We start from the raw sequence: 18113 nt of genomic DNA on the forward strand, positions 1-18113 counted from the left end.
TCCGCAGCGCAAAGCGCCGCCCCACCCGCACGGGTGAGGCGGCGTCCGCCGGCTTCGATTATGCGGTAGCCCCCCGCTCGCCTGCAACTCACCACGAGAGGAGCGTACCTAGCCCCCGCTCCTCCGCTCGGCGCAGGGCCAGCATCCCCACTGCGAGGTCCTGGACCGCGTGCCCCACGGATTTAAAGAGGGTGATCTCCTCCGGCTTTCTGCGCCCGGGCCGGGCTCCCGCGGCCACCGCCCCGAGCTCCGTGACGGTGCTCCAATCGAGCTTTGTCTCCCCTGCGGCGAGGATGAGGTCTCCCGCCTCGGCTCGGGCGACCTCCAAGCTCTCCACGAACACCCGGCTGCGGGCGACGAGCTCTGCGGGGATCTCCCGGGCCTGTGGGGTGAACGTACCGATGGCGTTCAGGTGGGTACCCGGGGCCACGTCTTCGGCTCGGAGGACCGGGGTGGTGCTCGTGGTGGCGGTGATCACGATGTCCGCGCCCCGCACGGCAACCTCCGCGCTCGCAGCCGGAAACACGGAGGCCCCCTGGACCCAGGGCTGCGATCTCGCCCAGGCCGCGAACACCTCCCGATGCTCCGGAGCCCTGGCGTACACCCGGACCTGGGTGATCTCCCGCACCGCGCACACCGCCTCCAGCTGCGTCCGGGCCTGTACCCCGGCCCCGATCAAGCCCACCACGGAGGGCTCCCGCCGCGCCAGGAGTTCGGTGGCAACCCCTGTGGCCGCCCCCGTGCGGAGAGCAGTGAGGGTGGCACCCTCCAGCAACGCCAGGGGTCGGCCGGTGGAGACGTCCTGGAGGAGGACGGCGGCGTGAAGGGTGGGAAGGCCCACTCCGGGGTTTTGCGGGTAGACGGTGACCGCCTTCAGTCCAAGCCCGATTCCCTCCGCGAACCCGGGCATGTACAGGGCAGCGCCGAATGGGGTGGACAGGTGGATCCTCGGCGGGGCGTGGACCTGGCCCTTCCACAGGGCCACGAAGGCCTCCCGTACCGCGGCGATGGCCTCCGCCATAGAGACGGCCCGCCGCAGATCCTCCCCGGAGAGGACCCGAAGCACGGCCGCCTCCCGGGCTACGCCTGGGGCGGGGGTGGGGGAACCTGGGCAGGGGCCTCTGCGGGAATGCGGGGCACTTCCCGCACGGGCTGCGGCGGGGCAGCCTCCGGCACCGCCATCCGCTCCTTGGCAGGCAGGAGCGCCGTCTCGAGGACCTCGTCCATGTGCTCCACGAGCTTGAAGCGCAGCCGGCGCCGCACGTTCTCCGGGATCTCCACGAGGTCCCGCTCGTTCTCCTTCGGTAGGATCACGGTCTCGATCCCTGCCCGGTGGGCGGCGATTACCTTCTCCTTCACCCCCCCGATGGGCAGGACCTTCCCCCGGAGGGTGATCTCCCCCGTCATGGCCACATCCTTGCGCACGGGCCGGCCCGTGAGGGCACTGGCGAGGGCCGTGGCCATGGTGATGCCCGCGGAGGGGCCGTCTTTGGGCTGGGCTCCCGCGGGCACGTGGATGTGCACGTCGTACTTGCTGTACCAGTCCTCCTCCGCTCCCAGCCAGCGGGTCCTGCTCCGTACGTAGCTCACCGCGGCCTGGGCGGATTCCTTCATCACGTCCCCCAGCTGCCCGGTGAGCACCAGTTTGCCACTTCCCTTGACCAGGACTACTTCCACGGTCACGATGTCCCCACCCACCTCCGTCCACACCAATCCCGTGGCCGCGCCCACCTCGTCCTGCTTCTCGGCCACGCCGTAGCGGAATCGAGGCGGACCCAGGTAGCGGTGCAGGACCTTGTGGGTGATGCGCCGGGGCGCCCTCGGGTCCCCGCTGGCCACCCGGGTGGCCACCTTCCGGCAGATGGTGCCGATCTCCCGCTCCAGGTTCCGGACCCCGGCCTCCCGGGTGTACTCCCGGATGATGCGCAGGATGGCCTCGTCGCTGAAGCGCAGGCCCCGATCCGCAAGCCCGTTCTCGCGCAACTGCTTGGGCACCAGGAAGTGCTTGGCGATGGCCAGCTTCTCCTCCTCGATGTACCCGGGGAAGCGGATCACCTCCATCCGGTCCCGGAGGGCAGGCGGGATGGTGTCCAGGATGTTCGCGGTGCAGATGAACATGACTTCGCTGAGGTCAAAGGGCAACTCCAGGTAGTGGTCGCTGAAGGCGTGGTTCTGCTCCGGGTCCAGGGCTTCCAGGAGGGCCGCGGACGGATCTCCCCGGAAGTCCAGGCCCAGCTTGTCGATCTCGTCCAGCATGAACACGGGGTTCTTGCTGCCCGCCATCTTCATGCCCTGGATGATCCGGCCCGGGAGCGCTCCCACGTAGGTACGGCGATGGCCCCGGATCTCCGCCTCGTCCCGCACCCCGCCCAACGACACCCGCACGAACTTCCGGCCCAGGGCCCGGGCGATGGACTTGCCCAGGGAGGTCTTGCCGACCCCAGGGGGGCCCACGAAGCAGAGGATGGGCCCCCGGGTTCCGGGGCTTAGCTTGCGCACCGCCAGGTACTCCACGATCCGGTCCTTGGCCTTGCGCAGTCCGTAGTGGTCCTCGTCCAGGATCCGGCGGGCCTCCTGGATGTCCAGGCGGTCTTCGGTGCGTACGCTCCAGGGCAGGGCCAGGATCCAGTCCAGGTAGGTGCGCACCACCACCGCCTCCGCCACCATGGGCGGCATCTTCTCCAGGCGGCTCAGCTCCTCCAGGGCCTTCTCCCGGACGTGGTCGGGGAGGTTTGCAGCCTCGATCTTCTTCCGGTACTCCTCGACCTCCGCCTGCCGCTCGTCCCGCTCCCCCAGCTCCTGCTGGATGGCCTTGAGCTGCTCTTTGAGGTAGTACTCCCGCTGGGAGCGCTCCATGGACTTGCGGACCCGGTTCTGAATCTTGCGCTCCAGCTCCAGGATCTCCAGTTCCCGGTGGAGGATCTGGGCGAGCAGGTCAAGCCGACCCGCGGGATCCAGCTCCAGGAGCCCCTGACGCTCCTCCACTTTGAGAGGGAGGTGCTGAGCCACCAGGTCCGCGAGCTTCCCAGGCTCCTCCGTCCCCATGATGGCCATGAAGGCCTCCGGGGGCACGGACCGGCTTAGCCGCGCGTACCGCTCGAACTGCGCCGATACCCCCCGCATGAGGGCCTCGATCTCCACGGTGCGCTCCGCGGCGTCCTCCACCGCCTCCGCCCGGACGGCGAAGTAGGGATCCGTACGGACGAACTCCAGGATCTTCGCCCGCACCAGCCCCTCCACCATCACCTGCAGGACGCCGTCGGGCTGGCGGCCCACGTTGATGATCCGGGCGATGGTCCCCCAGGTGAAGAGGTCCTCGGGCTTGGGATCCTCGAGGTTCTCGTCCCGCTGGGCCACGAGCAGCAACAGCCGTTCGCCCTCCATGGCATGCTCCAGGGCCCGGATGGACTTGGGCCGTCCCACGCCCAGGGCCAGGGATGCATGCGGGAGGACCACCACCCCCTTCAGGGCGAGCAGGGGAAGGACTGCCGGATAGACCGTCTGTGTCTCGCTCATGATCCCTCCACCGGATTCGAGCCTTCACCCCTGTATACGCAGGGGAGGGCGGGAAGATTCCACCGCGCGGCTAGGAGGCAGGCCGTTCCTTCGGCAACCGCTTCGCCTCCGCCGCGGTGATCAGGATCGGTGGGACCCGGCGCTCCACCGCCTCTAGGGTCACCAGACACCGCTTCACGTCCGGACGGGAGGGGATCTCGTACATCACGTCCAGCATGATGTCCTCGATGATGGTCCGTAGCCCCCGGGCGCCCGTATTGCGGGCCATGGCCTCCCGGGCGATGGCCCGCAGGGCCTCCTCCGTGAACACCAGATCCACCCCGTCCATCTCCAGGATCCGCTGGTACTGACGCACCAAGGCGTTTTTGGGTTCCACCAGGATGCGCACCAGCTGCTCCTCCGTGAGGGGGTCCAGGGTGACCACGATGGGGAGCCGACCGATGAATTCCGGGATGAGGCCGTACCGCAGGAGATCCTGTGGCATCACCTGGCGCAGCAGCTCCCCGGTATCCCGGGCCCGGGCCTCGCTTCTGGCCCCGAAGCCGATGCTGGCCCGACGCACCCGGCTCTCCACGATCTTATCAAGGCCCTCGAAGGCCCCCCCGCAGATGAAGAGGATGTTGGTGGTGTCGATCTGGATGAACTCCTGGTGCGGGTGTTTGCGGCCACCCTGCGGAGGGACGTTCGCTACGGTTCCTTCCAGGATCTTCAGGAGGGCCTGCTGAACCCCCTCCCCGCTCACATCCCGGGTGATGGAGGGGTTCTCGGACTTGCGGGCGATCTTGTCCACCTCGTCGATGTAGACGATTCCACGCTCCGCGCGCTTCACGTCGTAGTCCGCGGCCTGGATAAGGCGGAGGAGGATGTTCTCCACGTCCTCCCCCACATATCCGGCCTCCGTGAGGCTCGTGGCATCCGCGATGGCGAAGGGGACGTCCAGGATCTTCGCCAGGGTTTGGGCCAGGTAGGTCTTGCCGCACCCCGTGGGCCCGATGAGGAGGATGTTGCTCTTCTGCAGCTCCACATCGTTGGGACGGCGATGGCCGATGCGTTTGTAGTGGTTGTAGACGGCCACCGCCAGCACCTTCTTCGCCCGCTCCTGTCCCACCACGTACTGGCAGAGGACCTCGTAGATCTCCTGGGGTTTGGGAAGACTGCGGGGGACCACCTCGTCGGGCTCCCCGTACAGCTCCTCCTCCAGGATCTCGTTGCACAGCTCGATGCACTCATCGCAGATGTACACCCCGGGCCCCGCCACCAGCTTGCGCACCTGCTCCTGGGGCTTCCCACAGAAGGAGCACTTCACCCGGTCGTGTTCATCCCCGAACCGGAACATGCGTCCGCCCCCGAAGCCCTTCGCCATGGTCTCCTCCGGTCTTCAGCCGGTTTGGTTCACCCGCGCGTACGCCGCCACCTTCTCCGGTCGTGGTTCGATGACCTGATCGATGAGCCCGTACTCTTTCGCCTTCTGAGCGCTCATCCAGAAGTTCCGATCCGTGTCTCGCTCGATACGCTCCAGCGGCTGGCCCGTGTGCCGGCTCAGGATCTCGTTCACGATCCGGCGCATCTCCAAAAACTCCCGGGCCTGGATCTCGATGTCCGTGACCTGGCCCTGGGCGCCCCCCCATGGCTGGTGGATCATGATGCGGGAGTACGGCAGGGCCCCCCGCTTTCCCTTCGTGCCCCCAGCCAGGAGCAGGGCCGCGGCGGAGGCCGCGAGCCCCACGCAGATGGTGGCCACGTCCGGCTGGATGTGCTGCATGGTGTCGTAGATGGCCAACCCGGCGGTGATGGACCCCCCGGGGCTGTTGATGTAGAGCTGGATGTCCTTCTGCGGGTCCTCGTAGGCCAAAAACAGCAGCTGTGCGATCACCAGGTTCGCGGTCTCGTCGTCGATGGCTCCCCCCACGAACACGATGCGGTCCTTCAGCAGGCGCGAGTAGATATCGTAGGCGCGCTCCCCCCGCGCGCTCTGCTCCACCACAATGGGGACCAGGGTCATACGGATTCCTCCCCGGACGGACTCTCCTCTGCTCCACTCGCCACGGCCACGAGGAAGGCCAGGGTCTTGCGCCGGCGCAGCCGGGACCGGAGGGAGGATTCCCGTCCCTCCGCCTCCAGCCATCTCCGCACCTCCGCCACCTCCTGACCCAGCTCCTGCGCTAGGTTCTCGACCTCCCGCTGAACCTCCTCCTCCGTTGGCTCCAGACGCTCGAGTTCCGCGATCCGGTCCAGTACGAGCCGGGCGCGCACCCGCCGCTCCGCCACCGGCCGGTATTCCTCGTGCAGCTGCTCCAGGGTCTTCCCCGAGAGGGCCAGATACCGCTCTAGGGTCAGACCCCTCGCCCGCAGCCGGTCGACCAACTCCTCCAGGAGGGCGTGGACCTCCGCGTGCACAAGGCTGCTGGGAAGGTCCACCTCGGATCCCTCCACCACCCTCCGGAGGACCTCTGTCTCATACTCCTCCGCCGCGCGTCGGGCCGCTTCCTCCACCAGCCTCTTACGCACCTCTTCCCGGAGGGCCTCCAGGGTCTGGTGGTCGCTCACCTGGCGCGCGAAGGCATCGTCCAGGGGCGGGAGGTCCCGGCGGCGCACGCCAACCACTACAACCTTCAGGACGCCCTCTCCATCCCAGGGGACCTCTACCACCTGCCCTTCCTGGACTCCCCGGAGGGCCTCCGCCAAGACCTGTGGGGTCTCCTGCCCCCCCACCTCCACCAGCAACTCCTTCCCTGGTCCGAACCGGGCCTCCCTTTCCGGTGCCTCCTCCACCCGGACCAGGACGAAGTCCCCCACCTCCGCGGGGCCCTCCTTCGCCACCAGCTGCGCCAGCTGGGCCCGCATGGTTTCCAAGGTCCGGTCCACCTCTTCCTCCGTCACCTGGGACTCCGGTCGGGGAATCCGGAGGGATCGGTAGTCCATGGGCCGGACCTCAGGGACCACCTCCACCGTAGCCCGCAGCCGGAGCGGCTGGCCTTCCACCAGATCCTCCACATCCACCTGGGGGCGGGTGATAGGCCGAATCCCGGTCTGGGTTACCGCCTCCTGGAGGACTTCCGGCACCAGCTCCTCCAATGCCGTTTCCTGCACCACCTGCTTCCCGAGATACCGCTCCAGGAGGAAACGAGGGGCCCTGCCCCGCCGGAAGCCTGGCACCGTAGTGGAGCGTCCCAGGCGGGCAAACGCCCGCTCCAGGGCGCGCCCCACCCGCTCCGGGGGGATTTCCACCTCCAGCACGGCCCGGCTTCCCGGTTCGCGGTGCACCTCAACCCTCAACATCGGCTCCTCCTGTGTGGTGCGGGCGGAGGGACTCGAACCCCCACGGGAGATCCCACCGGATCCTAAGTCCGGCGCGTCTGCCAGTTCCGCCACGCCCGCGGCTTTCTGGACTCCAGCTCGAAACCAAAGCCCCGCAGGCCAACCTCACCCCTGCGGGGCCGAAAATCCCAACCCTGGTGGGCCGTGCAGGACTCGAACCTGCAACCTTGGGATTAAGAGTCCCCTGCTCTACCAGTTGAGCTAACGGCCCACCCCCATGGTAGCAACGGACCTCCGCCCTGTCCAGGCTACGGCACGGGTTTGGCCCACCGGGTCCCCAGAGGTCCCGTATAGGCCGGAAGACGCAGGAAGAGAACCCGGCGGATCCGGACCACGATCCCCACGGACCGCAGGCCCTCCACCACCCCCCCGGGGGTCCGGAGGGCCGCCTCCATGAGCGCGGCATCTCCGATCGCCTGAATCACGTAGGGAGGGGAGAGCGGAACCCCGTCTATCAGGATCCTCGGACCCGACTGCCGGAACCCGGACCGGGCCAGGACCCGCCGCCCGCCCACCGCCACGGCCTCCGCCCCGGAGGCCCACAGCTCGTTCACGAGTCCTGCCAGTTCCGTTGCCTGCACCTGCCCGCCCGGGAGGCCCACGAGGGGACGCGCCCCAGCCTCCAAGCGCACCTCAATTCCGGGCCCCCGTACGGGTACGAGCCCCAGCACCATCCGCTGCCGCTCCAACTCCTGTGCCAACGCGGCTCCCAGGGCCCTTCCCTCTGCCACCAGGGTCTCGTGGTTCTGCAGCCGCCGCTGCAGGTCAGCCACCTCTGCCTCCAGGGCCTTTCGCGCGGTCTCCGCCTGGGCTACCAGCGCCGCCAGTTCCTCCACCCGGCGGGAGGGAAGCTCCCGTTGCTGCCGGATCTCCCGGACGCTGCGGACCTGGAGCACCACCAGAACCCCCAGGAGGAAACCGACCCCTCCCAGGGCGGCCCACACTTCCCGGAACCGATGCGGCCCACCCACAGGCTTGCCCACCCGGGTAATTCTAACAGAACGACTTGCAACGCCCGCACGGCCTCCCAAAAATGGAGAACCGGGGGGTTAGCACTCTCCAGGTGCGAGTGCTAACCTGGAGTTCCGAGATCTCAGGGGAAAGGAGGGAGAGCATGCCGGCCAAGCTCTTGCTGTACGAGGAGACGGCCCGGAGGGCCCTGGAGCGGGGGGTGGAGAAGGTGGCGAACGCGGTCCGAGTGACCCTGGGGCCTAAGGGGCGCAATGTGGTGCTGGAGAAGAAGTGGGGGTCCCCCACCATCACCAAGGACGGGGTGACGGTGGCGAAGGAGATCGAGCTGGAGGACCCCTACGAGAACATGGGGGCACAGCTGGTGAAGGAGGTGGCCAGCCGGACCAACGACCAGGCCGGGGACGGCACCACCACGGCCACGGTGCTCGCATGGGCCATGGTGCGGGAGGGATTGAAGAACGTGGCCGCGGGTCGGAACCCCATGCTCATCAAGCGGGGGATCGACGCCGCGGTAGAGGTGTGCGTGCAGGAGCTCAAGAACCTCAGTCAGCCCGTGACGAACCGAGAGGACATCGCGCACGTGGCGGGGATCGCGGCCAATGACCCCAGCATCGGGGAGATCATCGCGGACGCCATGGAGAAAGTGGGGAGGGATGGGGTCATCACCATCGAGGAGTCCAAGGGCATAGAGACCACCGTGGAAGTGGTGGAGGGGATGCAGTTCGACCGCGGCTACATCTCCCCCTACTTCATCACGGATCCGGACAAGATGGAATGTGTGCTGGAGGAGCCCTTCCTGTTGCTCACGGAGAAGAAGATCAGCGCCGCCCGGGACATCGTGCCCGTGATGGAGAAGGTCATCCGGTTCGGCAAGCCCCTCGTGGTGATCGCGGAGGACGTGGAGGGAGAGGCCCTGGCCACCCTGGTGGTCAATAAGCTGCGGGGGGTGCTGCCCAGCGTGGCGGTGAAGGCTCCGGGCTACGGGGACCGTCGGAAGGCCATGCTGCAGGACATGGCCATCCTCACGGGCGGCCGGGTGATCTCGGACGACATCGGCGTCAAGCTGGAGAGTGTGGAAGTGGACATGCTGGGTCGGGCGGAGAAGGTCCGGGTCACCAAGGACGACACCACCATCATCGGCGGTAAGGGCAAGCCCGAGGACATCAAGGGCCGCATCGCCCAGATCAAGAAGGAGATCGAGGAGACCACCTCGGACTACGACCGGGAGAAGCTTCAGGAGCGGCTGGCGAAGCTGTCGGGCGGGGTGGCCCAGATCCGGGTGGGGGCTGCCACGGAGACGGAGATGAAGGAGCGCAAAATGCGCTTCGAGGACGCGGTGAACACCACCAAGGCCGCGGTGGAGGAGGGCATCGTGCCCGGCGGTGGGGTGGCCCTCATCCGGTGCCTACCGGCCCTGGAGCGGCTGCAGCTGGAGGGGGATGAGGCGGTGGGCGTCCAGATCGTCCGTCGGGCGCTGGAGGAACCCCTCCGGCAGATCGCGGAGAATGCGGGGTTGGAGGGGTCCCTGGTGGTGGAGCGGGTGAAGGAGACCCCGGACCGCAACTTCGGCCTGGATGTACGCACCGGAGAGTTCACGGACCTGGTGAAGGCCGGGGTGGTGGACGCCACCAAGGTGGTGCGGCTCGCGCTCCAGAACGCTGCATCCGTAGCAGGGCTCCTGCTCACCACGGAGGCCCTAGTGGTGGAGAAGCGGGAGAAGAAGAAGGAGAAGCCGCCCACCCCGGGGATGCAGGAGGAGGAGTTCTAGCCGCGCGGGGCTAAACCGCAGGGCCGGGGATCCCAAGGATCCCCGGCCCTTTGTTTGGTGGGACCGATCAGGGGCGTACCCGTAGGGGAGCCCCCGCGAACTGCTCCGCCTCCGTGGAGCCCTGTAAGGCCAGGGTGGAGGCTTCCCCGCCGGCGATCACCTGGGCCACGAGATCGAAGTACCCGGTGCCCGCCTCCCGCTGGTGGCGCACCGCGGTGTATCCCTGCCGCTCCAGCTCGAACTCCCGTTCCTGCAGCCGCACGTAGGCGGACATGCCCTCCTCCGCGTACCCCCGGGCGAGCTCGAAGGTGCTGGCACAGAGGGCGTGGAATCCTGCAAGGGTGACGAACTGGAATCTGTAGCCCATGGCTGCGAGCTCCCGCTGGAAGCGTGCAATGGTGTCGGGATCCAGGTGGCGTCGCCAGTTGAAGCTGGGAGAGCAGTTGTACGCGAGGAGTTTCCCCGGGTAGCGGGCGTGAATGGCCTCCGCGAACCGCCGGGCCTCCTCCAGGTCGGGTCGAGAGGTCTCGAACCACAGCAGGTCCGCGTACGGCGCATACGCCAGCCCCCGGGCGATGGCCGCCTCCAGCCCTCCCCGCACCCGGTAGTACCCTTCCGGCGTCCGCTCGCCCAGTAAGAAGGGGTGGTCGTAGGGGTCCGCGTCGCTGAGCAGGAAGGGGGCGGAGAGGGCATCCGTCCGGGCGATGAGCACCGTCGGCACGTCCAGGACATCCGCGGCGAGGCGGGCCGCGGTGAGGGTTCGGAGGAACTGCCGGGTGGGGACCAGGACCTTTCCGCCCAGATGCCCGCACTTCTTCTCAGCGCTCAGCTGATCCTCCAGGTGGACGCCCGCAGCGCCCGCCTCGATGAGGGCCTTGGTGAGTTCAAAGGCGTGGAGGGGGCCTCCGAATCCCGCCTCCGCATCCGCCACGATGGGCACAAGCCAGTCCCGGGTCAAGTGCCCTTCTGACCATTCGATCTGGTCCGCCCGCAGCAGGGCGTTTTGGATGCGGCGCACGAGGGCAGGCACGCTGTTGGCGGGATACAGGCTCAGGTCCGGGTAGACCTGTCCGGCCAGATTGGCATCCGCGGCCACCTGCCACCCGCTCACGTAGATGGCCCGCAGTCCCGCCCGCACCATCTGGACCGCCTGCATCCCCGTGAGGGCCCCCAGGGCTGCCACGAACGCCTCCTTCTCCAGCAGCTCCCACAGGCGCTCCGCTCCCCGGCGGGCCAGGGTGTACTCCACCCGGATGGATCCCCGTAGCCGTACCACGTCCTCCGCGGTGTAGCTTCGCTGGATCCCCTGCCATCGGGGATCCGTCCGCCAGCGACGTTCGAGCTCTTCCGCCTCCCTGCGGAGATGATCCACCGTTTGGCTCATCGAATCCCCTCCATCTGCATCCTCCATCCGGGAACGTGGAGGCTGGCGTGGGTCGCGAGCACTGGCTCCGCCCACGGAGTGCGGTCCGCGCAGTCCTGACAGTAGATGGTCGCTTCCGGGCGGTACGCACAGTCTGGACAGCACGGCGCACCGCAGGCCTGGCACGTCCAAGCGTCCATCCACCGCACCACACGGCCACACGTGCACTTCCCCACCATGGTACACACCTCCGCCTCCAGTATGGCGGCAGATCCCGGGTAGGCTCCACTCCCGGGCGACGAACGGTTGAATTTCCAGGGTTAGTGGTGGGTTCCGCGGGGCGTTTTCGATTCCTCAGGTGGTGGCCGCCTCCTCATCGTCGAAGAGATTCCCCTCCACAGGCAGGTTCTCCAGCGACGGCGTATGGAGGAGCTCGATCCGGAAGAGGGCGGAGAAGTACCACAGGTGTGCCGGCCGGGTGCGCACGGGAAGCCACCGCCAAGCCCGCATGGTTTCCACGTAGTCCCAGTTGTCGTAGGCGTTGAACCCGTCCCGGATGTCCGTGATCACCGCGCCCAGGTCCAGCAGAATCCGCTGGATGCGGGCCCACTTCTCGAGGCTGGACTCCCCGTGGGTGAGGCCGAAGTACCCCGCGGCTCCCGCCCCATGGAGGGCGGCCACACCCCGCTCCAGGAAGGTCCGGAAGCCCCGCAGGCTCTCCGTGGGATCCGTAAAGAAGGTGTCGAAGCGCGCCCGCCATGCCTCCGGGAGGGGAGAGCGCACGTCGTAGACGTGGGCCTCCACCATGCCCAGGTCCTCCTGGCGCGCCACCTCCCGGATGAACCCCACGATGCGCTCGTCCACGTCCACCGCCACCACCCGCCGGGGCTGGTGGGTGAGCGCCAGGGCGATGCTTACCAGGTCGTCGTCCCCCAGGACGAAGATCTCCTTGCCCTGCACGTCCCCCCGATCCAGGGCAAAGGCCACCCTGGCCAGGGTGGTCTCCTCCGTAACGTAGCCCTGATCGAAGGCCTGGAGGGCGGGTGGTCGGTGGCGGGCGATGGCCCGGAAGCGCTCCGTGACCTCCTCCCCGAGGACTCCGAGTTCCACCCCCCGTCCTCCACAGCGGGAACAGGCGGCCTCCTGGGTCGGAGGGATTCCGAGGGACCCGACCCACCCCAGCCCCTCCAGGCTGAGGCGCAGGTGAACGCCCTCTAGATGCACCAGACCTTGGGTGATCAGTTCCTGCAGGAAGGCGCAGAGGAAGCGGATGGGGGCCCGGCTCAGCCGGAAGACCTCCCACAGGTCGTCTGCGACCTGAAGGGCTCCCAGGGCTCGCTCCGCATCGCGCCGGCTCACCACCACGGGCACCCGTTCCCCCACCCGTTCGAGGACTGCCTGCAGACGCCTGCGGGCTTCCCCGCGATCCACCACACGGGGTGTGCTTCCTCCCATCCGCTCACCTCCTCCACCCGAGGGCTGCATCCTAAAGGGTACGGCGAGGACGGAAATGAGGGAAGGTTGAGGCAGCGGCTACAGCTGGAGGAGGGCTTTCAGGAACCTAGCCGCGGAGCGGCTCACCGGAATCTCCGTGCGGTGGGGGTCGTCCAGACGGAGGAGCATGGTCCCGGAGAAGAACGGGTGCAGCTCCACCACGTGGTCGAGGTTCACAAGGTAGCTCCGGTGAACCCGGAGGAAACGGGTGGGAGGAAGGCGCCGGGCCACCTCCCGAAGAGTCGTGCGGGCCTCGTAGGTGCCATCCCGGGTCACCACCCGGATCAGATCGCCCTGGGCCTGCACGTAGAGGATCTGGTCGGGATCCAGCAGCACCACCCGGTCCGCGGTGGGGAGGGCCAGGCGCGAGGGGAGCCCCTGAGCGGGTTCAGCCGCTAGCCGTTCCAGGGTTCTCCGGAGGCGATCTGGGTCCACGGGCTTGAGGAGGTAATCGAAGGCCGCGGCCTCGAAAGCCTCCAGGGCGTGCTCGTCGAAGGCACTGACCAGCACCACACGAGGGCGCTGCGGGAGGGCGTTGAGAGCACGGAGAGCATCGAGTCCGCTCAACCCCGGCATCCGGATGTCTAGGAACACCACCTCCGGTGGGGAGTCCCGGATCCGGTCCAGAAGGGCATAGGCGTTCTCCGCGGTTTCCACCTGGTCCTGACCCAGAGCCTGAAGCAGTCGCTCCAGGTGCGCCCGGGCCGTGGGATCGTCGTCCACAATCAGGATCCGGAACGGCCTCATGGGCGATCGGGGGGGAACCCGCGGGGGATGCGGACCACCACCCGGGTCCCCTTGCCCTCCTCGCTCTCGATGCGCAGGCCGAACCCGGGCCCATAGATGGTCTCCAGACGGCGGTGCACGTTAAAAAGGCCTACGCCCAGTCCGGACCCGACCCCCCGCCGGGTGACGTGTTCCACCAGCTCCTCCGGAATCCCCACTCCGTCGTCCTCCACGGTAAAGACCGCAACCCCATCCTCCTCCCACCCCCGCACGCGGACCGTACCGGGTCCCGGCTTGGGCTCCACCCCGTGCACCACCGCGTTCTCCACAAGAGGTTGCAGGGTCAGTACGGGAACCAAGAGGTTCCACAGGGAACGGGGAACCTCCACCTCAACCCGCAGCCGTTCCCCTAGCCGCATCCGTTCGAAGTTCAGGTAGTGCTGGACGTACCACAGCTCCTCCTCCAGGGTGCAGAACTCCCCGTGGGCCCGGAGGGCGTGCCGCAGGAACTCCGCAAAGTCCAACACGAGCCGCCTTGCCCGCTCGGGGTCGTTGCCGCAGGTGGCGGCCACCGCATGGAGGGTGTTGAAGACGAAGTGAGGGGAGATCTCCGCCCGGAGGGCCCGCAGCTCCTCCCGCTCCAGCCGCCGAACCTCCGCCTCCAGGAGGCTCAGCTCCAGCTGGGCACCCAGCAGCTCCCCCAACAGGACCGCTCCCTCCACCGCCTCCGGCCGGAAGGGGCGGCCGTCGGTCCGGTAGAGCTTGAGAGCCGCAGGCACCATGCCCTTCACCCGCATGGGGACCACGATGGCCGCGGTCAGGGGGCAGGCGGGATCGGGACACCCGATGGCGGCCCGATCCCGGGCCACCGCGGGCTCCCCCGTGGACAGCACCCGCTTGGTGAACTCCGTGGTCACGGGCTCCCCCGGCCGATGGTGGTCGCTCCCCGCACCCACGAAGGCCAGGACTTTCGCGCGGCCCACCAGGGAAACCGCGTCCACCTCGAAGGCTTCCCGCACCAGGGTAGCCACCCGGTGGGCCGCCACCTGGGTGAGCCCTGAGTGGAACTCCTCTCGGGAAGCCCGGGCCACGGACCGGAGGCGGCGGATCATGGTCCGCAGCCATACCCGGCTGCTGAGGGCGTCGAGGTTCCTTCGGATCCGAGCGGTGGCTGGCATGCTCAGAACCAGCATACCGCGCGGGGAAGGTGAACCGGAACGCCCCGCCGATTCAGGGGAATTCATAAACGGCGGAGAAGGGGAAGGAAGGAGGGAATCGAATACTCTCTCCTGGGGAACGGGGATTAAACCCCGCGGGAACTCCGGCTTCTGGAAAAAACGGGATGCGCTCGGGATCGCAGCGCCGGGATCCGTGGCTTTGGTCTTACCTGAACCAAGTCCCGCGGAGCCCGCGCCTGACACGGGAGGAGGAAGAGCGCCTCAGCCGGCAGATCCAGAGCGGGGACAAGGGTGCCCTGCGTGTCCTGGTGGAAGCGCATCTCTACCTGGTGATCTCCCTGGCCAGACGATTCGCCCGCCTCGGAGGATCCCTGGCGGACCTGATCCAGGAGGGCAACTTGGCTCTGGTGGAGGCCGCGGCCCGGTTCGACGGGCGAAGGGGGCAACGCTTCAGTACCTACGCCGCGTGGTGGGTCCGCCATGCCCTTCAGCGGGCCCTGCTGGAGCAGCACCGGGGGCTGCACCTTCCCACCTACCGGCGGCGGGAGCTCGCCAGCCTCCGGAGGGAGCAGCGGATCCTAGCGCAGCGCCTGGGACGGGAGCCCACACCCCAGGAAATCGCCCGCTGCCTGGGATGGCCCCTGGATCGGGTTCTGCAGGACCTTCCCCTACTGGAGGCTCCCGTGTCCCTGGAGGCCTTGGTGCCCGACGACGACTTTGAAAAACTCATCCCTGCTCTGGAAGCCCCTGATCCAGAGGAGGCCCTTGCCCCCGGTATACGGCGGGAGGCCCTTCAGCAGCTGCTGGACCGGCTCCCGGAGCGCGAGCGCGCGGTCATCCGGCTGCGCTACGGGCTCGACGGCGAGCCCCCCCAGACCATGCGGGAGGTGGGCCGACGGCTCGGGCTCACCGCGGAAGGGGTCCGGCAGGCGGAGCGGAGAGCGCTCGCGAAGCTGCGCCGAAGCGCTTGGCTGGCCTACCTGCGCGATCTCACGGGCTGATCGCTCCCGAGAAAGGGCTGGTCCGGGGAGGCGGAACGACTGCCTTCGTGCCTCCAAGGGGCCCTAACGGTATACTCCCGGAGAGGAGCTCCCATGGTGCCAGAATGGCCCCGGAATCGGGCTCTCGTGCGGTGGGTGGAGGAGGTGGCTGAGCTCACCCGGCCGGAACGGATCCATTGGTGCGACGGGTCCCGGGAGGAGTACGAACAGCTGTGCCATATTCTGGTCCACAGGGGGACCTTCGTTCCATTGAACCCGAAGAGGCGGCCGGGATGCTACGCGGCTTTTTCCGACCCCTCGGACACCGCCCGGGTGGAGGAACGCACCTTCGTGTGCACCCGGCGGCGGGAAGACGCGGGCCCCACCAATCTCTGGGTGGATCCCCAGGAGATGAAGCGCACCCTGAAGCACCTCCTCCGGGGATGCATGCGGGGCCGCACGCTCTACGTGATCCCCTTCAGCATGGGTCCCCTGGGCTCGCCCTATGCCCGGTTCGGGGTTCAGATCACGGACTCCGAGTACGTAGTGGTGAACATGCGGATCATGACCCGCATGGGACGCAGGGTACTGGAAGCCCTAGGGACGGGGGAGTTCGTCCGGTGCCTGCACTCCGTGGGCGTTCCCCTCCGGCCCGGAGAACGGGACGTCCCCTGGCCCTGCAACGCCACCAAATACATCGTGCACTTCCCAGAGGAACGCCTCATAGTCTCCTTCGGCAGCGGTTACGGCGGAAACGCGCTGCTGGGTAAGAAGTCCCTCGCCCTTCGCCTGGCCAGTTGGATGGCTCGGGAGGAGGGGTGGTTGGCGGAGCACATGCTGATCCTGGGCGTTCGCTCCCCGGAGGGGGAGAAGACGTACCTGGGCGCCGCGTTCCCCAGCGCCAGCGGCAAGACGAACTTCGCCATGCTGGTGCCGCCCCCGAGCTTCCGGCGCCGGGGCTGGACGGTCACCACCGTGGGGGATGATATCGCATGGATCTTTCCACAACCGGACGGTACCCTCCGGGCCATCAATCCGGAGACCGGGTTCTTTGGGGTTGCCCCTGGCACCAACTGGGAGACCAACCCCAACGCCATGGCCACCGTGGAGCGTGACACCATCTTCACCAACGTGGCCCTCACTCCGGATGGAGATGTGTGGTGGGAGGGGCTCACGGAAGCCCCGCCCCCGGGGCTCTTGGACTGGCGGCGGCAGCCATACGATCCGGAGCGCGGACAGCCCGCGGCTCACCCCAACGCCCGGTTCACCGCTCCCGCCCACCAGTGTCCCTCCATGGATCCCGCGTGGGAGGATCCCGAAGGGGTACCGGTGAGCGGGTTCATCTTCGGCTCCCGGCGCGGCGATACGGTTCCCCTCGTGTATCAGGCGGTGAACTGGTACTTCGGCGTGTACCTGGCGGCCACCATGGGGGCGGAGACCACCGCGGCAGCCGCGGGCGAGGTGGGGCGGGTACGCCGGGATCCGTTTGCCATGTTGCCCTTCTGCGGTTACCACATGGGAGATTACTTCCACCATTGGCTCCAGTTCGGCCGGGAGCTCCCGAACCCGCCCCGCATCTTCTTCGTGAACTGGTTCCGGAGGGGACCCGACGGGAGGTACCTCTGGCCGGGCTACGGGGAGAACATGCGGGTCCTGCGGTGGATCGTGGAGCGGGTGCGGGGCCGCGCGTACGCGGTGGAGAGCCCCATCGGCTGGATGCCCCGTTACGAGGATCTGGACTGGGAGGGACTGGGGTTCAGCCGGGAGCAGTTCGGGCGTCTCATGCGGGTGGACCGGACCGAGTGGATGCAGGAGATCCGCGCGCATGAGGAGCTCCTCACCCTCCTGTACGATCGCCTCCCAAAGGAGTTCCTCTTCATCCGGGAGCTTCTGCGCAGCAGCCTGTGGCGCTCTCCGGAACGCTGGAGCTCCGTTGTGGAGCCGGAGTAACCCTTGGCCCGCCGAATACGGATCGCACGGATCCCCTTACCGACGTTCTTCAGAATCGACGAAACCGCTACCCCGCGCCTATCCTAGTGCGGGAGCGGGGAAGCGTGCCCCACAGCGGCCTTGGATCGGTCTTCCTGTATGCCCTGGGAACCGCGGTGTGCACGGGGTTCGGGGCCGTCCCCTTCCTGGTCTATCGGAACGCCACGCGCACCTGGCTTGGGGCCTTCAACGCGGCGGCTGCAGGGGTCATGCTGGCCGCCAGCTTCGGGCTCCTCCAGGAAGGTTCGCACTACCACCTGGGGCGCACGCTCTTGGGGGCCCTGGTGGGCATCGGCTTCATCGCCTGGAGCTCGAACGCCCTGCGGCGGCGGGAAGACCTGCGTCTGGGGAATCTGTCCGGCGGGGAAGCCCGCAAGGCGCTCCTCGTGGTGGGCGTGATGACCCTGCACTCCTTCACGGAGGGGATCGGGATCGGCGTCTCCTTCAGCGGTGGGGAGGAACTCGGTCTCTTCATCGCCCTCGCCATCGCCGTGCACAACATCCCGGAAGGCCTCGCCATCAGCCTGGTGCTGGTGCCCCGGGGGGTTTCCGTCTGGCAGGCCGCGGGGTGGAGCATCTTCAGCAGCCTCCCCCAGCCCCTCCTTGCCCCTCCCGCCTACCTCTTCGTGGAGGTCTTCCGGGCCCACCTGCCCACGGGGCTTGGGTTCGCGGCAGGGGCCATGATCTGGATGGTGCTCTCGGAGATCCTGCCGGACGCCTTGCTGGACGCCTCCCAGAGGCTCGTGGCCACCACCGTGACCCTCACGGCCCTGGCCATGGTAGCTTTCCAGGCCCTCCTCCGGGCCTGA

Annotated in this window: 14 protein-coding genes and 2 tRNA genes; 4 read left to right on the plus strand and 12 right to left on the minus strand. The window is 68.0% G+C overall.

The features are described 5' to 3' along the window. Positions 1–88: 88 nt before the first annotated feature. The 8 genes from N0A24_01905 to N0A24_01940 form a co-directional block, all read right to left on the minus strand. Entirely contained in the window at positions 89–1066 is a 978-nt protein-coding gene (locus N0A24_01905; GenBank protein ID MCS7172162.1) for an ornithine cyclodeaminase family protein, read from the minus strand. Positions 1067–1080: 14 nt separating this feature from the next. Continuing rightward, on the minus strand, positions 1081–3516 hold the full coding sequence (gene lon / locus N0A24_01910; protein ID MCS7172163.1) for an endopeptidase La: 2436 nt from the start codon (positions 3514–3516) through the stop codon (positions 1081–1083). Between the two features lie 70 nt (positions 3517–3586). Continuing rightward, positions 3587–4852, minus strand: a complete 1266-nt coding sequence (gene clpX / locus N0A24_01915) for an ATP-dependent Clp protease ATP-binding subunit ClpX (GenBank protein MCS7172164.1) — start codon at positions 4850–4852, stop codon at positions 3587–3589. Between the two features lie 42 nt (positions 4853–4894). Then, complete coding sequence (gene clpP, locus N0A24_01920; GenBank protein ID MCS7172165.1) at positions 4895–5518, minus strand: ATP-dependent Clp endopeptidase proteolytic subunit ClpP; 624 nt, start codon at positions 5516–5518, stop codon at positions 4895–4897. After that, on the minus strand, positions 5515–6795 hold the full coding sequence (tig, locus tag N0A24_01925) for a trigger factor (GenBank protein MCS7172166.1): 1281 nt from the start codon (positions 6793–6795) through the stop codon (positions 5515–5517). The genes clpP and tig overlap by 4 nt, the downstream gene beginning before the upstream one ends. A 14-nt stretch (positions 6796–6809) precedes the next feature. Beyond that, positions 6810–6894 (minus strand) — tRNA-Leu (locus tag N0A24_01930). 75 nt (positions 6895–6969) lie between these two features. Continuing rightward, a tRNA-Lys gene (locus N0A24_01935) sits at positions 6970–7045 on the minus strand. A gap of 37 nt (positions 7046–7082) precedes the next feature. Beyond that, entirely contained in the window at positions 7083–7805 is a 723-nt protein-coding gene (locus N0A24_01940; protein MCS7172167.1) for a DUF881 domain-containing protein, read from the minus strand. A gap of 143 nt (positions 7806–7948) precedes the next feature. On the opposite strand from N0A24_01940, the gene groL reads away from it, so the two are divergent. Next, positions 7949–9574 (plus strand): chaperonin GroEL, encoded by a 1626-nt coding sequence (groL, locus tag N0A24_01945; GenBank protein MCS7172168.1) that lies wholly within the window; start codon positions 7949–7951, stop codon positions 9572–9574. Positions 9575–9641: 67 nt separating this feature from the next. Here groL and aceA read toward each other — a convergent pair whose 3' ends face one another. The 4 genes from aceA to N0A24_01965 all read right to left on the minus strand — a co-directional run bounded on the left by aceA (position 9642) and on the right by N0A24_01965 (position 14335). After that, complete coding sequence (aceA, locus tag N0A24_01950; GenBank protein MCS7172169.1) at positions 9642–10958, minus strand: isocitrate lyase; 1317 nt, start codon at positions 10956–10958, stop codon at positions 9642–9644. Positions 10959–11291: 333 nt separating this feature from the next. Then, positions 11292–12392, minus strand: a complete 1101-nt coding sequence (locus N0A24_01955; GenBank protein ID MCS7172170.1) for a bis-aminopropyl spermidine synthase family protein — start codon at positions 12390–12392, stop codon at positions 11292–11294. 78 nt (positions 12393–12470) lie between these two features. Next, complete coding sequence (locus N0A24_01960; GenBank protein MCS7172171.1) at positions 12471–13178, minus strand: LytTR family DNA-binding domain-containing protein; 708 nt, start codon at positions 13176–13178, stop codon at positions 12471–12473. Beyond that, positions 13175–14335: a histidine kinase gene (locus N0A24_01965; GenBank protein MCS7172172.1), complete on the minus strand. Its 1161-nt coding sequence runs from the start codon at positions 14333–14335 to the stop codon at positions 13175–13177. Before N0A24_01965 ends, N0A24_01960 begins: the two co-directional genes overlap by 4 nt. Before the next feature lie 164 nt (positions 14336–14499). On the opposite strand from N0A24_01965, the gene N0A24_01970 reads away from it, so the two are divergent. The 3 genes from N0A24_01970 (at position 14500) to N0A24_01980 (ending at position 18113) form a co-directional block, all read left to right on the plus strand. Then, positions 14500–15336, plus strand: coding sequence for an RNA polymerase sigma factor RpoD/SigA (locus N0A24_01970; protein ID MCS7172173.1), 837 nt, complete (start codon positions 14500–14502; stop codon positions 15334–15336). A 93-nt stretch (positions 15337–15429) separates the two neighbouring features. Beyond that, complete coding sequence (locus N0A24_01975; GenBank protein ID MCS7172174.1) at positions 15430–17265, plus strand: phosphoenolpyruvate carboxykinase (GTP); 1836 nt, start codon at positions 15430–15432, stop codon at positions 17263–17265. An 86-nt stretch (positions 17266–17351) separates the two neighbouring features. Next, positions 17352–18113, plus strand: a complete 762-nt coding sequence (locus N0A24_01980) for a ZIP family metal transporter (protein MCS7172175.1) — start codon at positions 17352–17354, stop codon at positions 18111–18113.

The organism is Armatimonadota bacterium (assembly GCA_025059775.1).
In the GTDB taxonomy this organism is placed as follows: domain Bacteria; phylum Sysuimicrobiota; class Sysuimicrobiia; order Sysuimicrobiales; family Sysuimicrobiaceae; genus Sysuimicrobium.